At 61.1% G+C, this 12,929-nt stretch carries 13 protein-coding genes; 4 read left to right on the forward strand and 9 right to left on the reverse strand.

Features of this window, described 5'->3' with window-relative positions:
* Nucleotides 1-78 precede the first annotated feature (78 nt).
* From GWQ27_RS19145 to GWQ27_RS19155, 3 genes are all read left to right on the forward strand, one after another.
* On the forward strand, nucleotides 79-876 hold the full coding sequence (locus tag GWQ27_RS19145) for a hypothetical protein (protein ID WP_275908078.1): 798 nt from the start codon (nucleotides 79-81) through the stop codon (nucleotides 874-876).
* Nucleotides 877-1,013: 137 nt separating this feature from the next.
* Nucleotides 1,014-1,781, forward strand: coding sequence for an EAL domain-containing protein (locus GWQ27_RS19150; RefSeq protein ID WP_275908079.1), 768 nt, complete (start codon nucleotides 1,014-1,016; stop codon nucleotides 1,779-1,781).
* A 159-nt stretch (nucleotides 1,782-1,940) separates the two neighbouring features.
* Nucleotides 1,941-2,417 (forward strand): DM13 domain-containing protein, encoded by a 477-nt coding sequence (locus GWQ27_RS19155; RefSeq protein WP_275908103.1) that lies wholly within the window; start codon nucleotides 1,941-1,943, stop codon nucleotides 2,415-2,417.
* A 94-nt stretch (nucleotides 2,418-2,511) separates the two neighbouring features.
* Here the strand turns inward: GWQ27_RS19155 and GWQ27_RS19160 are convergent, their stop codons facing one another.
* The 8 genes from GWQ27_RS19160 to norV all read right to left on the reverse strand — a co-directional run bounded on the left by GWQ27_RS19160 (nucleotide 2,512) and on the right by norV (nucleotide 10,131).
* Nucleotides 2,512-2,811, reverse strand: coding sequence for a toxin (locus GWQ27_RS19160; protein ID WP_021139539.1), 300 nt, complete (start codon nucleotides 2,809-2,811; stop codon nucleotides 2,512-2,514).
* Between the two features lie 63 nt (nucleotides 2,812-2,874).
* Nucleotides 2,875-3,552, reverse strand: a complete 678-nt coding sequence (locus GWQ27_RS19165; RefSeq protein ID WP_275908080.1) for a metalloregulator ArsR/SmtB family transcription factor — start codon at nucleotides 3,550-3,552, stop codon at nucleotides 2,875-2,877.
* Nucleotides 3,553-3,576: 24 nt separating this feature from the next.
* Nucleotides 3,577-3,957, reverse strand: a complete 381-nt coding sequence (locus GWQ27_RS19170; protein WP_256686300.1) for an amino acid-binding protein — start codon at nucleotides 3,955-3,957, stop codon at nucleotides 3,577-3,579.
* Between the two features lie 202 nt (nucleotides 3,958-4,159).
* Nucleotides 4,160-5,386, reverse strand: a complete 1,227-nt coding sequence (locus tag GWQ27_RS19175) for an aromatic amino acid transporter (RefSeq protein ID WP_275908081.1) — start codon at nucleotides 5,384-5,386, stop codon at nucleotides 4,160-4,162.
* Between the two features lie 289 nt (nucleotides 5,387-5,675).
* On the reverse strand, nucleotides 5,676-6,893 hold the full coding sequence (locus GWQ27_RS19180) for a 4Fe-4S binding protein (protein ID WP_275908082.1): 1,218 nt from the start codon (nucleotides 6,891-6,893) through the stop codon (nucleotides 5,676-5,678).
* Nucleotides 6,894-7,009: 116 nt separating this feature from the next.
* A complete protein-coding gene (locus GWQ27_RS19185) occupies nucleotides 7,010-7,351 on the reverse strand; it encodes a DUF1971 domain-containing protein (RefSeq protein ID WP_087756857.1) in 342 nt (113 codons plus the stop codon).
* A 51-nt stretch (nucleotides 7,352-7,402) separates the two neighbouring features.
* Nucleotides 7,403-8,569: an NADH:flavorubredoxin reductase NorW gene (gene norW / locus GWQ27_RS19190; protein WP_275908083.1), complete on the reverse strand. Its 1,167-nt coding sequence runs from the start codon at nucleotides 8,567-8,569 to the stop codon at nucleotides 7,403-7,405.
* Entirely contained in the window at nucleotides 8,566-10,131 is a 1,566-nt protein-coding gene (gene norV, locus GWQ27_RS19195) for an anaerobic nitric oxide reductase flavorubredoxin (RefSeq protein ID WP_265422473.1), read from the reverse strand. Before norV ends, norW begins: the two co-directional genes overlap by 4 nt.
* Nucleotides 10,132-10,302: 171 nt before the next feature.
* On the opposite strand from norV, the gene norR reads away from it, so the two are divergent.
* The gene (gene norR / locus GWQ27_RS19200; protein WP_275908084.1) at nucleotides 10,303-11,832 is read left to right on the forward strand and encodes a nitric oxide reductase transcriptional regulator NorR; all 1,530 of its coding nucleotides are present in this window, start codon (nucleotides 10,303-10,305) and stop codon (nucleotides 11,830-11,832) included.
* A gap of 108 nt (nucleotides 11,833-11,940) precedes the next feature.
* On the opposite strand, the gene GWQ27_RS19205 is transcribed toward norR, so the two are convergent.
* The gene (locus GWQ27_RS19205) at nucleotides 11,941-12,648 is read right to left on the reverse strand and encodes a GntR family transcriptional regulator (protein ID WP_275908085.1); all 708 of its coding nucleotides are present in this window, start codon (nucleotides 12,646-12,648) and stop codon (nucleotides 11,941-11,943) included.
* Nucleotides 12,649-12,929 lie beyond the last annotated feature (281 nt).

Consider the following 12,929-nt stretch of genomic DNA (forward strand, 5'->3'; position numbering starts at 1 on the left):
ATCTGAATCGGCGACGACCGTGGGCTAGGATGAGGAAAGCAACCTCCTGTTAATAGCCGCTGACCATCAGGGAAATTCATGCTGCAGAGACCCAGCTTCTGCCTCTTCTTTTCTACCATGCTGCTCCTGCTGCACGCCTCATTGGTAATGGGCGCACCGACCAAAGGCACCATTACTCTGGTGAGCTCGCTGGATACCAAGGAGTCCATGTACGGCCGCTGGCTGAAGCTGATTTATCAGGATGCTTTTGCACGCCTTGGCTACGACTTCATCTATGCCGGTTACCCGGGCGGGCGAGCCCCCCATATGGCCGAAAGTGGCGAGGTCGATGGCGAGATACATCGTGCCACCGAATATCAACTGCAAACCCGCCACCTGCTGAAAGTCCCCGAATCCCACTTCACCCTCTCCTATGAGGCGTATGCCGCCATTCCAGGTATTCAGCTCAAGGGGTGGAGCAGCCTGCTCGGCACCTCTTATCGGGTGGAATACCGCCGCGGGGCCAAGTTGCCAGAGTTGGCACTGTCCAGGGTGGTGGCGCCCGCCCAGCTGTTTGATATCAGCACTGTGGATCAGGGAATGGGCAAACTGCTCAAGGGGCGCAGCGATCTCTATATTGAGCAAACCATGGTAGCCAGACAGGCCATAGCCGCGCTGATCATCAGGTCTGAAGCCGGCACCAGGATCTACTCCGCAGGCATCATGGATACCCTTGACTCATATGTTTATCTGCACGAGAAACATAAAACCCTGGTTCCCCAGCTGGCGCTCGTTATCCGCCAGATGAAACAGGAAGGCGCCATAGCCCGTTATCAACAACAAGCGCTGCAAGAGAGCACACCCTGGCAACCGGCCTGGCCTCTTTCCGGCAGATAGCGTTTAGTGTTCAATGGCAGCAAGTTCACCTGTTGGCAGACCATTTTCCGGGCGGTATCCAGGCTTGTTATCATTTGAAGCTGGATATAGGCTTGATATCGCGACCCTGCTCACCAGTCCCCCTGTATGAGGAAAGCATGGACATACCTTCTGCTCCCCCCCAGCTATCGTGCCAGCAGTGCCAGGAAAGCGGGGATCTCGGCTTCGATTTCACCATGGCCTTTCAACCCATAGTCCACTGTCGTACCCGTACCATATTTGGCTATGAAGCGCTGGTCAGGGGGATCAATAACGAACCCGCCCACTCAGTGATTTCACGGGTCAACGATGACAATCGCTACCGCTTTGATCAGCTTTGCCGGATCAAAGCCATTGCACTGGCGGCCAAACTCAAGATGCAGGGAATGCTGAGCATCAATTTCCTGCCCAATGCGGTTTATCGTCCGGAGCGCTGCATCCGCACCACCTTGCAAGCAGCGCGGGAGCACCAGTTTCCCATCGAGCAGATCATGTTCGAGTTCACCGAAGTGGAGCGCGTGGCGGATAACCAGCATATTCGCCACATAGTGGATCACTATCAGGCACTCGGCTTCAAGACGGCGATGGATGACTTTGGCGCCGGATATTCCAGTCTCAATCTGCTGGCAGATTTTCTGCCAGACATCATCAAGCTGGATATGCATCTGTTGAGGGGGATCGATAAAGACAAGGTCCGCCAGGCCATTGTGCGCCACTGTCTCGCCCTCTTTGAGGAGTTGAACATCACCCCCCTGGCGGAAGGGATCGAAACCCGGGATGAAATGGCATGTCTGCAGGAGATGGGGATAGACCTGATGCAGGGTTATCTGTTTGCCAAACCCGGTTTCGAAATACTGCCCCCCGTGGACTTCGATGCCATTCAGTAAAGCGGGAAGGGCGAGTCAGGCAAACTGCCCCGCCATCGATCATCATAATCCACCCCATCGCTCACCTTACCCGGGAGCATGATGGCGAGCAGCGTGACCCATCTGTGGGGATGCCGCTGCTAGCGATATTGCCATCCATTTATCAAGGAGAGAGACATGATGCAACGCAAGACCCTGGCCCTGCTGCTGGCGACTCATCTGCTGATCGGGGGATTGGGGTTTGCCGCCGGCATCTATACCCTGCCCATACTGATAGCCCCACCCGCACCGAGCAGTGAAGCGGTAGCGGCCAGCCAGCAGCAGGCCAGTTTCAGCGGCACCTTTCGCCGGGATCTCAAAGACAGCGACCGGCTGCACTGGGGGGAAGGCAAGGTGAGCATAGGGCCCGATGCCATCAGCCTGATGGGCAAGCTGGCGCCGGGGCCCGATTACCAGCTCTATCTATCACCGGAATTTGTCGAAACCGAGGCGGATTTTTCCCGCCTGAAAGCGCAGATGGTGCACGTGGGGCCAGTCAAAACCTTTGACAACTTTATCGTGCCACTGCCCACCAGCATCGATCCAGCCCGCTACAGCAGCGTGATCGTCTGGTGTGAAACCTTCGGCCAATTCATCACAGCAGCCCGCTATCGCTGAGTTCGATGTCAGATGGCCCCCAGTCGGCTGGTTTTCACCATCAAAAAAGGCGCCAAAAGGCGCCGTTTTTCTTGTTGCAGCACACCCCCTCACACTAACTCGGAGGGAAGTGGCCGCCAATGCTGATCACCTTGACCTGCTGCAGGGTGCCATTGATGGTAAAGGCGACCCTGTGCTCCTGACTGAGCCGGATCGTGTAGACCCCCTTGTTGTTGCCGCTCAGCTGCTCGTAGTGCATATCGCCGACCTTGCCGGCGGCACTCTTGGGATCCGAGCCGCGCTCGATCTCCCGCCGCCATTCGTGATACTTGCTCATGGCCGACGGGGTCACAGCAACATGCTTGTCCTTGTTGTAGAGGATCCGGGGTTGAGAATCATCGATAGTCCATGCCATAGCCATCTCCTAGTCAGGCTCCAAAGAGAACCAAACTATAGCCCAAACCAGCTGAATGGCAGACTACAGTGGCACGACCCCGAACTGCTGTTGCAGCAACCGCTGGCCACGGGCGGTCAGGATCAGCTCACGACTACCCAGTCCTCGCACCAGCCACCCCTTGTCCAAAAAATGGGCAAGCAGCCGGGTTCCCAGCTCGCCTCCCAGATGCATGCGCCTCTCGCTCCAGTCGAGACAGTGGCAAGCAAAGTGGCGCTTGCCACTCGGCTGGCAATCAACCCCAAGCTGCGCGAAATGGTGCTCCCCCTCAGGAGTCAGGGCATAACTGCTGGCGTCCAGCCAACCTCGGGCAATCAGGCTGTCATGGAATCTCACCCCCAGCTCGCCCGCCAGATGGTCATAACAGGTGCGGGCAAAGCGCAGTCGTTCCGGGGTCTTGCTACGAAGAGAACCTTGCTCTACCAGCCCCATCAACTGCTCCACCACCCTCGCCACCTCATGATTCGCGATGCGGTAGTAGCGATACTTGCCCTGCCGGACACAGGCCGTCAGTCCCTGCTGCTGGAGCATGGCAAGGTGACTGCTGGCAGTGGATGCCGACACCTCGGCCACAGTGCTCAGCTCGGTGGCCGTCCAGGCACGGCCATCCATCAGGGCGCACAGCATGCGGGCGCGACTACTGTCGGCAATGGCGGCCGCCACCTGTGCCAGACCTTGTTCAAGGGTGTCCTGTTCGCTCATATCGCTACGCTCTGCTCGTCGTTGCTATTGCCACTCGGCCGTGACAGTGCGGGCCTTGTCGATATCATCCGTCACCAGTATCAGCTGGTTGGCATGGTCACTGTACAGGATGATGATGTTGACCGATGCATCCCCCAAGGCGCTGCAGATGGCGCCAAGCTGACCCGGTACTTCCTGTTTCAGACGGCGCACCAGCACTTCACGTACGGCGACCACCTCCAGACCTGCCTGCTCTGCAGCCTGAGCCGCCCTGGCACCATTCTCAACCAGAAAATGGGCATGACCTGCTCCACCCGCAGTAAACATGCCCCCGCCTTCCAGGCTGACGCCTGCCCGTCCCATCAAGAGACCAAACTGCCCCAGCGAGCCCGGGTTATCGGGCAACATCACGTGAATATCGTACATCCTTGCCTCTCCTTTGCGATAAGAATCAGCAGATTAAGGGGGATGCAGCGGCAACGCTTCGATGGCGAGCGAAGTGTGCCCTTGTTGGGCGCATGGCCAGGATGCAAAGGAAGACTGGGGCACTGGCCTTATACCAAAACGGCGCCCGAAGGCGCCGTTTTGTTGATCCCCCACAAGTGCAGGTGGGACTGGCCAGGCTTGATCAGCCGGTATAGACAGGCAGCAGACCCGCCATATTGAGCAGGTGGAAGAGGGCGGTCAGCACACCGAACAGCAAGACCCCCACTATCATCGGCAGGCCGCCCGGCGCGCGAAAGCCATCGCCTTTGCCGCCTTGCTCGCTCTTGCCGGCGCGCACCTTCCAGGCCAGCAGGGCCGGTATGATGCAGGTCCAGAGGGTCGCCACTGCGCCAGCGTAGCCGATGGCCATCAGGAAGCCGAACGGGAACAGCAGGGAGAGCAGCAGCGGTGGCAGGAAAGTCACGCCCCATGACTTGGCGCGGCCCTTGGGGCTGTTGTCGAACTTGAACAGATCCGCCAGATAGTCGAACACCCCCAGACCTACCCCGATAAAGGAGGAGAGGATGGCGGCCATAGAGAAGAGGTTGAGGGCGTTGGAGACGGCCTCCGACTCTATCACCGAAGCCAAGGCCTTGAGCAGCACGTCGACGTTGCCGCCCTGCGCCACCACGGGCCCGAACTCGCTGCGCGGCAGGTTGCCAAACACGCTCACCAGCCAGATGAGGTAGAACAGCAGCGCTATGGCGGTGCCACCGAGAATGGCGTAACGGGCACGGCGCTCCTCACCGTAATAGGCGCGCATGGAGGAGACAGAGTGGTGATAACCGAACGAGGTCAGTGCCACCGGCAGCATGGCAAGCGCATAGGGTGCATAGCTGGCGTGCTCGCTCAGGGTATCGAACAACAGGGTCGGCTTGATGTTGAGGGAAAGACCCGAGATGCCGAACACGAAGCTCAGCCCCATGGCGATGACCAGCACGACCGAGATGCGATCCACAGCCCGGGTCGAGTGCCATACCAGCCCGGAGAAGCCCAGGGTGAACAGAACTGAGGCCCAGTGGCTGCCGATCCCCGTCATCCCATCTATGATGAGACCGGCCGAGGTGATGTAGGCGTAAAGCAGTATGCCACCGACGAAGTAGACGGTGATGTTGTTGAAGGCGTTGACCTTCTCTCCCAGCAACTCCCGGGTCACGGTATCGAACGACACCCGCAGCGGATAGCCCTGATAGGATTCCAGCAGCATCCAGCCGGAGACCGTCATCACCACCATAGTCAGGGTAATGGCCAGGATGGACCAGATGGTCCAGGCGCCCGCCCCGGCACTCGGCAAGCCCAGCATGCCGGCCCCCACACAGACGCCGGCAATGATGCATGCCCCGCCCACCAAAGATGGTTTCTGTCCCATTTACTTCTCCAAAGACGATTGTTGATCTGATCGCGACCGCGGACCGTTGCATTTGCTACGCCGGTTGTCATGGTAGATCGCGCTCATCTATGCTGCCGGCGCCCAGTGCTTGCTGCTTCGAAAGCGAAGCAAGGTGTGACCGGGGCTAGCTGCCGGCACGACATGGCAGCAGGGCCATCATGTCGGGGAAGGGACTTTACCCTGCTACCCCTCAGGTATCAAATGCGGATGCATCTTCAGAGCGCCCGGCGGCCCCTCAACAGACCGCCTGCAACTGGCGCATCGGTACTCAATGAGCCAGTTGGGGCAACAGCTGTAGCAGCTGAGCCCGCACCGCCAGCGGTGTCTGGCTGACCCAGATATCCAGCTGGCCGTAGGAGAGCAGCGGCAGTATCAACAACAGCAGGCAGAGCATACCCAGCAGCCAGCGAGGAGTGAGCCTGCTCGTTTTGCTGCCAAGGTGCAACGCATCGGCCCGTTTGGGGCAGGCGGCGACACAGCTCAGGCAGCTGCTGCACTCCAGACTGCGCACCGCGATCAGCTGATGTACCTGAATGCGGGACGGGCAGGCCCGGCTGCACTTGTCGCAGTCATGGCCAACGCTTCGCAGGCAGCGGGCCGGGTCGCGGCGAATGCGCAGCGGGGTCAACAAGCCCAGCAGGGCGAGCCAGGCGCCGTAGGGGCAGAGGTAGCGGCAGAAGCCCTGCCGAAAAAGGGCAGCGATCAGCAGCACCCAGCCCAGACAGAGGCCGGAGATGAGGTTCAAATTGAAGAAGAAGGCGCCCATCTTCATGTCCGCCGCCTGATGGTAGGGGCTGGTGAAGTAGCCGGGTAGGGCGGCAGCGGGCACCGCCAGCAGGATAATGAAGAGCAAAAAACCGAGCACCAGGAATTTCTGGGAACGCAGCACGGCATCGAGCCAGCACGGCGGCGTCCACTCCCCCACCATCAATCGACTGCGCAGACGATGCAGCCACTCACCCACCAGCCCGATCGGGCAGAACCAGGCGCAGAAGGCCCGCCCCAGCAGCAGGGCCGACAGGCAGAGCACCAGCACAGTGACGGTCGCCGCCGGATGATGGGGATCCACTATGCCCTGACTGAGCCAGGCCCGCAGCCCGAGCCCGCCGGCGATGGGCAGAAAGCCATCGACCACGTCCGGACGCACCAGCCAGGGAGGTATCCCCTGCCCCAGCTGCCAGATATGCAGGCCATACTGCACAGTCACCAATCCCCAGCCGAGCAGCAGTAGATGGCGGGTCCAGGCCCGCAGCGGCTGGCTGTTGATCCCGCTGAGTGCCGGCAGCGGCCGGTATTTGTGCCACAGAGCGAGGGGGACGACCACCAGCCCCAGTGCGAGCCAGAGGGTGAGATCCACCGCCACCAACCAGCCGACGAGCAGCAAGCCGATGGAGAGGCGCCATGACCAGCCGGGCCCTGCCTGCCATTGCAACAGGACCAGATAGACCAAGCCACAGGCCAGGGTCACGGCTTCGATCACGCTCATTCTTCCCCCACAGCACTCATTCGACTCAGGGGCACAGAATAACCAACATCTGAGTTGATTATTTTGATCTGCATGGGCAGAGGGGGCCATTCACCCGGATTGGCCCCCACCCGATCTCACCCTTTTCGGCTGTTGAACAGGGGCTGATCGGATTCTGCCTGCTCGGCCCAGAAGTGGATGTTGAAGCGGGCATCCTCCGACAGCTCGACCCTGTGCCAGTACCGGGGCGGGCTGGTGGCAAACTGGCCGGCATGGATCACCAGGCTTATCTCAGGCTCCTCGGCCTGCTCGTTGGCAAAGCCGTGGTAGGTGACTGTACCCTCCATCACGCAGAGCTGGCCGAACACCCCGGCCGCCGTGTTGTGGTGGCTGAGCAGGGCCTGGGGCACATTCTCGCGGGTAAAGAAGGGAGTGGAACGACGCACCACCCAGTGAGACGGAATAAGTTGCATGGACATATCAATTCTCCTCAAGTAGCCGGGTCAACCCGGCCTGACGTTATCAATGAATCAACGGGGCAACTGGCGCAGCAGCGGGAAGGCGGCGCTCATCTGATCGCCCCCCACCACGAAGCCGCACAGCTCGCCATCCTCGCCGTGCGCCTCGGCCACCATGCCGTGGCTGTTCCAGCGGCACTGCCAGGCGAGATCCTCGCCCTTGGTGCGGCCCGCCAGCTGCAAGGGATAACGCGGCGTCTTCACCTTCACCAGCATGGGCGGCAGGGTCAGCGGGGTCGGCGTGCCAAGCAGGGTACGCGCCAGCGCATTGGCCCCCAGCACTATGGGTTGCAAGAAGGGGAGCAGCTGCCCTCGCCACTGGGCGCAATCACCCAGTGCGAAGATATGGGGATCGCTGGTTTGCAAGCTGTCGTCGACCAGGATGCCACGCTCCACTTCCAGCCCGGCCCCCTGGGCCAGGGCCAGATTCGGCCGAAGGCCGATGGCGGCGATCACCAGATCCTGCTCGCTGGTGCGGCCATCGGTCAGGGTCACCCGCCAGCCGTCGCCGGGCTGGGCATCTATCCTGGCGATGCCCAGCCCGAACTGCAGGCTGACCCCCTGACTGCGCAGTGCCTGCTGCAGTGGCTGACTCAGTACTGCCGGCAACAGGGCGCTGAGCGGGCTGTCGGCCAGATCCACCAGAGTGACCTCGCGACCATAGCTCGCCATGTCCATCGCCAGCTCGCAGCCAATCAGTCCTGCCCCCAGCACCATGATGCGGCGGGCCTGCTGGATTGGCCCCTCGGCAGCGGCGTACTCTTGCAGGCTGTTGAGGGTCACCAGCTGCTCACCGCCCAGTATGGCTGGGCGGGCCGCGCTGGCGCCGGTGGCCAGCACCAGCTGACCATAGGCAAACTCCCCCTGCCCGGTCATCACAATACGACGAGCGGGATCGATGCCAAGCACGGGGCAGTGGGGCAGCAACGCGATGCGCTGCTGCTCGGCAAAGTCGCTGCCGCTCAGCCGGGTCATGGCCGCGGCGGTACAACCTCGGCTCACCACGTGGCTGAGATCCGGCTTGTTGTACTCGTCGCCGCTGTCGGCTGTGATGAGACGGATGGGCTGCTCAGTATCCAGCTTGCGCAGGCTCTTGACCAGTTGCTGGGCAGCGAAGCCGCTGCCGATCACCAATATCTCCCGGCTGACACCGGCCTCACTCAGAGTCGCAGCCTTCATACACAGGCCTCCACCGCGCAGGGCTCGAATACCTCCTTGCCGATGCCACAGCCCGGGCAGAGGAAGCTGTCAGGCACCCGGGCCCAGGGGGTACCCGGAGCCACCAGCTGATCCGGCTCGCCGAGGGCCGGGTCATAGATCCACTGACAGACGGTGCAGAGCATGGGCTGGTCATCGTCCTGCTCGCAGGTGATCGGGGCCACGCCGCGAGATACCGGGAGCTCCATCGCACCAGAAAAAGCGGGGACACCCACCTCAACCACACCAGCAGAAGCTGGGACACTCATCTCAACCACAACTCCTGCCTCAACTACCGGAGCCGCTGCGGCGCTAGTTGTGGTGATCGGACGGGGCGCCTCGAGCGGGTGCAGTGCCCACTGGCGGGCGAGCTGGCGACCATGCTCGCGGCACAGGGCCAGCGCCGATCCGTCGGGGCGCCACTTGGCCTTGAGGGAGATGCTGATGTCGAATCCCGCATCCATCAGCCGGGTCTGGATCCGGTCAACGGCACCGCCGGTCCAGCCGTAGCTGCCGAAAGCAGAGGCGCGCTTGTTTCTGAAGCGCAGGCCGGTGATCTCCTCCAGCATGCCCGCCACCTTGGGCATCATGACGTTGTTCATGGTGGAGGAGCCCACCAGCACCCCTTTGGAGCGGAACACCTGGGTCAGGATCTCGTTCTTGTCGTGGCGCGCCACGTTGTAGATCTTCACCGCCACCCCGGGGTCCACCTCGTGGATGCCCTGGGCGATGGCATCGGCCATCATGCGGGTGTTGTTGGACATGGAGTCGTAGAAGAGGGTGATGCGATCCTCCTGGTAGTGGTCGGCCCACTCCAGGTATTTCAGGATGATCTGGGTGGGATCGTCGCGCCAGACGATGCCGTGGGAGGTTGCCACCATGCTCACCGGCAGGTTGAAGCCCAGCACCTCCTTGATCTTGGCGGTCACCAGCGGGCTGAAGGGGGTGAGTATGTTGGCGTAGTAGCGCTGGCACTGCTCCATCAGCTCAATCTGATCCACCTCGTCGTTGAACAGGTGCTCGTCGCAGTAGTGCTGACCGAAGGCGTCGTTGGAGAAGAGCACAGCATCCTCCGTCATATAGGTCATCATGCTGTCGGGCCAGTGCAGCATAGGGGTCTCGATAAACACCAGCTGCTTGCCGTTGCCGATATCCAGGCTGTCGCCGGTTTTCACCGGGTGGAAATTCCACTCAGGATGATGATGGTGACCCGTGATGGAGTCGATGGCGTTGTGGGTGCAGTAGATGGGGGTGCCCGGGATGCGGGCCATCAGCTCGGTCAGGGCACCGGCATGATCCTCCTCGGCGTGGTTGATCACGATAACGTCGATGGAGGCGAGATCGATCTCGGCCGCCAGATTCTGCACGAACTCGCGGCTGAACTTGTGATCGACCGTATCGATCAGCACATTCTTGCCTTCGCGGATGAGATAGCTGTTGTAGCTGGTGCCCTTGTGGGTCTTGTACTCGGTGCCGTGAAAGTCGCGCACCTCCCAGTCCCGTTGGCCGACCCAGTGAATGTTGTTTTTGACGTGAATGGTCATCAAGTTGTTCCTCAGAATGCAATAGCGAATGTGCGACTGAACGGACTATTGCAGTTGACGTGCCAACTCATAACTCATTGTTTTTATAGAAAACAGATTTCATGCATTGTCATTTAGACACTTACTCTTCATAGTCAAAAACACAAAGACACTGTCATTTGGACAATTCTCGTGATTTCAACCGACAGCCTGGCGCGCATCGCCCTAGACCTGCAACTCGGCATCTCCCATCAGGACAGGTTCCACCGTCTGATCCAGAGCGTGCGCAGCCTGCTGCACTCGGACGCCTCGGCCCTGCTGCGCTACGAGGGGGGCCAGTTCATACCGCTGGCCATCGACGGCCTGATGCAGGACGTGCTGGGCCGCCGCTTCGCGCTGGCGGACCATCCGCGCATGGAGGCCATCGCCCGTGCCGGTGACGTGGTGCGCTTCCCCGCCGACAGCAACCTGCCCGACCCCTATGACGGCCTGATCCCGGATCACGACGACTTCAGGGTGCACGCCTGTGTCGGCCTGCCACTGTTTTCGGATCAGACGCTCATCGGCGCCCTGACCATAGATGGCATGAACCCGACCCAGTTCGACGGCATCAGCGACGAGGAGCTGCGACTGGTGGGCGCCCTGGCTGCCGCCGCCCTCAGCAACGCCCTGTTGCTGGAACGGCTCGCCCGCCAGAGCAGCGAACCCCTCGCCCCCTCCACCCAGAATGGGCCGGGCCAGCCCGAGATGATTGGCCGCTCCCCGGCCATGGACCGGTTGCGCCACGAGATAAACGTGGTGGCGAGCTCCGAGCTGAACGTGCTGATCCTGGGGGAGACGGGGGTCGGCAAGGAGCTGATCGCCAAGGCGGTGCATCAGGGCTCACCCCGTGCCAGCGCGCCGCTGGTCTATCTCAACTGCGCCGCCCTGCCGGAATCGGTGGCGGAGAGCGAGCTGTTCGGCCACGTGAAGGGGGCCTTCACCGGCGCCATTCACAACCGGGCGGGCAAGTTCGAGCTGGCCGACAAGGGCACCCTGTTCCTGGACGAGATCGGCGAGCTCTCCCTGTCGCTGCAGGCCAAGCTGCTGCGGGTGCTGCAATACGGCGATCTGCAGCGCATCGGTGACGACACCCCCCTCAAGGTGAACGTACGCATCCTGGCCGCCACCAACCGGGATCTGAAACAGGCGGTGGTCGAGGGGCAATTTCGAAGCGATCTCTACCACCGCCTGAGCGTCTTCCCGATCCACGCCCCCGCCCTGCGGGAGCGGCCGGACGACATCCCCCTGCTGGCCGGTTATTTTTGCGAACGCTGCCGGGTCAGCCTGGGGCTGGAGCGGCTGCGCATCGAGCCCAGAGCGCTGCAACTGCTCGCCAGCTACGACTGGCCGGGCAACGTGCGGGAGCTGGAGCACGCCATCCACAGAGCCGCCGTGCTGGCGCGGGCCGAGCAGGGCAGTCAGGCCCCGGCACTGGATTGCCACCACTTCAACCTTGCCACCGGCAGCGCCTCCTCATCCAGCCGCATTCCTGTGGAACAGGCAGCGCAGCAGATGACGGCTGGCATTGGACTGCGCACGGCCACCGATGCATTCCAGCTCCGGCTGATCGAGCAGACCCTGGCAGCCCAGCACGGCAACTGGGCCGCCACCGCCCGAGCGCTGGAGATGGACGGCGGCAACCTGCACCGGCTCGCCAGACGGCTCGGCCTCAAGCCCTGAGCCCCGCCGCACTAGGTCCACAAACAACCACCCCCTCGGTGACGAGGGGGTGGTTTCGTGGTGCCTGTGCTGTGACAGGGGCAACGGCATGGTCCATCGGCGGCGGGGTCAGTCGCGGGCACGGCGCAGGTGGTAGTCGACGTGATAGTCGTTGGCGTTGCGAAACATGATGGAGTAGTTGAGAAATTCCCCGTTCTCGCCATACGAGAGGGAGGTCAGCCGCAGGATGGGCGCCCCCGGCTCGATATGCAGCAGCTCGGCCATCTGCCGGTCGGCCAGCACGGCGCTGAAGCTCTCGTAGTTGCCGGCGATGGGGAGCTGGCACTCGTTCTCGATATAGGCAAACTTGGAGCCCTCCAGATGGGCCACCGACAGGGTGCGAAACAGCCGCACCGGCATGTAGCTCTCCTCCACCAGCAGGGCCCGACCGTCCACAGAACGCACCCGGCTGGAGAAATAGACGGGTTCGTTTACCTTGACCCTGAGCTGGCTGGCAATTGCCGGTGGAGCCGGCATGGTACGAAACTCCAGCACCTTGCTGGTGAGCAGACGACCCTGATCGCGCATCAGCTCGGTAAAGCCGCTCAGCCCCTTGGTCTCATGCTGGACATCCTTCTTGGTCACATAGGTGCCGCTGCCGTGGCGCCGCGCCACCAGCCCCCATTCGATCAGCATGTCCACTGCCTTGCGCACCGTCATGCGTGACACGCCGAACTGGCTCGCCAGCATTTTCTCGCTCGGCAATACGTCTCCCACCCGGCAATCCGCGCCATTGACCCGGATACGCAGCCGATCTGCCACCGATTTATAGATCACTGATAGACCTCTCCCGGCCTGTACCCGCGGCCCTCTCATTCAGAGGCTCCAGGCTCAACCAATTGAAAATAAACAATTTTAAATTCAAATAAAACGACAATAACGTCACAAAAACAAGATGTACAACAATATCTCAAAATTTAGATCTCTTTGTCTAAATAAGAGCATGCGCCGGATCACATAACCACCACATATTTCATGAGGGCTTGACTCATTGTTGTTAGGTTCAATTCAGCAACACAGACAACACCCCATCAAAAACTCTTTTAATAAAGGGACTA

Source organism: Aeromonas sp. 5HA1, assembly GCF_029237245.1.
GTDB classification, from domain to species: Bacteria; Pseudomonadota; Gammaproteobacteria; order Enterobacterales; family Aeromonadaceae; genus Aeromonas; species Aeromonas salmonicida.

Coding starts and splice junctions, on each gene's coding strand:
- GWQ27_RS19175 (WP_275908081.1), bottom strand. CDS start 5,386: ATGGGACAGAAACCATCTTTGGTGGGCGGGGCATGCATCATTGCCGGC.
- GWQ27_RS19155 (WP_275908103.1), top strand. CDS start 1,941: ATGCAACGCAAGACCCTGGCCCTGCTGCTGGCGACTCATCTGCTGATC.
- GWQ27_RS19180 (WP_275908082.1), bottom strand. CDS start 6,893: ATGAGCGTGATCGAAGCCGTGACCCTGGCCTGTGGCTTGGTCTATCTG.
- GWQ27_RS19185 (WP_087756857.1), bottom strand. CDS start 7,351: ATGTCCATGCAACTTATTCCGTCTCACTGGGTGGTGCGTCGTTCCACT.
- GWQ27_RS19145 (WP_275908078.1), top strand. CDS start 79: ATGCTGCAGAGACCCAGCTTCTGCCTCTTCTTTTCTACCATGCTGCTC.
- norV (WP_265422473.1), bottom strand. CDS start 10,131: ATGACCATTCACGTCAAAAACAACATTCACTGGGTCGGCCAACGGGAC.
- GWQ27_RS19150 (WP_275908079.1), top strand. CDS start 1,014: ATGGACATACCTTCTGCTCCCCCCCAGCTATCGTGCCAGCAGTGCCAG.
- norW (WP_275908083.1), bottom strand. CDS start 8,569: ATGAAGGCTGCGACTCTGAGTGAGGCCGGTGTCAGCCGGGAGATATTG.
- GWQ27_RS19170 (WP_256686300.1), bottom strand. CDS start 3,957: ATGTACGATATTCACGTGATGTTGCCCGATAACCCGGGCTCGCTGGGG.
- GWQ27_RS19160 (WP_021139539.1), bottom strand. CDS start 2,811: ATGGCATGGACTATCGATGATTCTCAACCCCGGATCCTCTACAACAAG.
- GWQ27_RS19165 (WP_275908080.1), bottom strand. CDS start 3,552: ATGAGCGAACAGGACACCCTTGAACAAGGTCTGGCACAGGTGGCGGCC.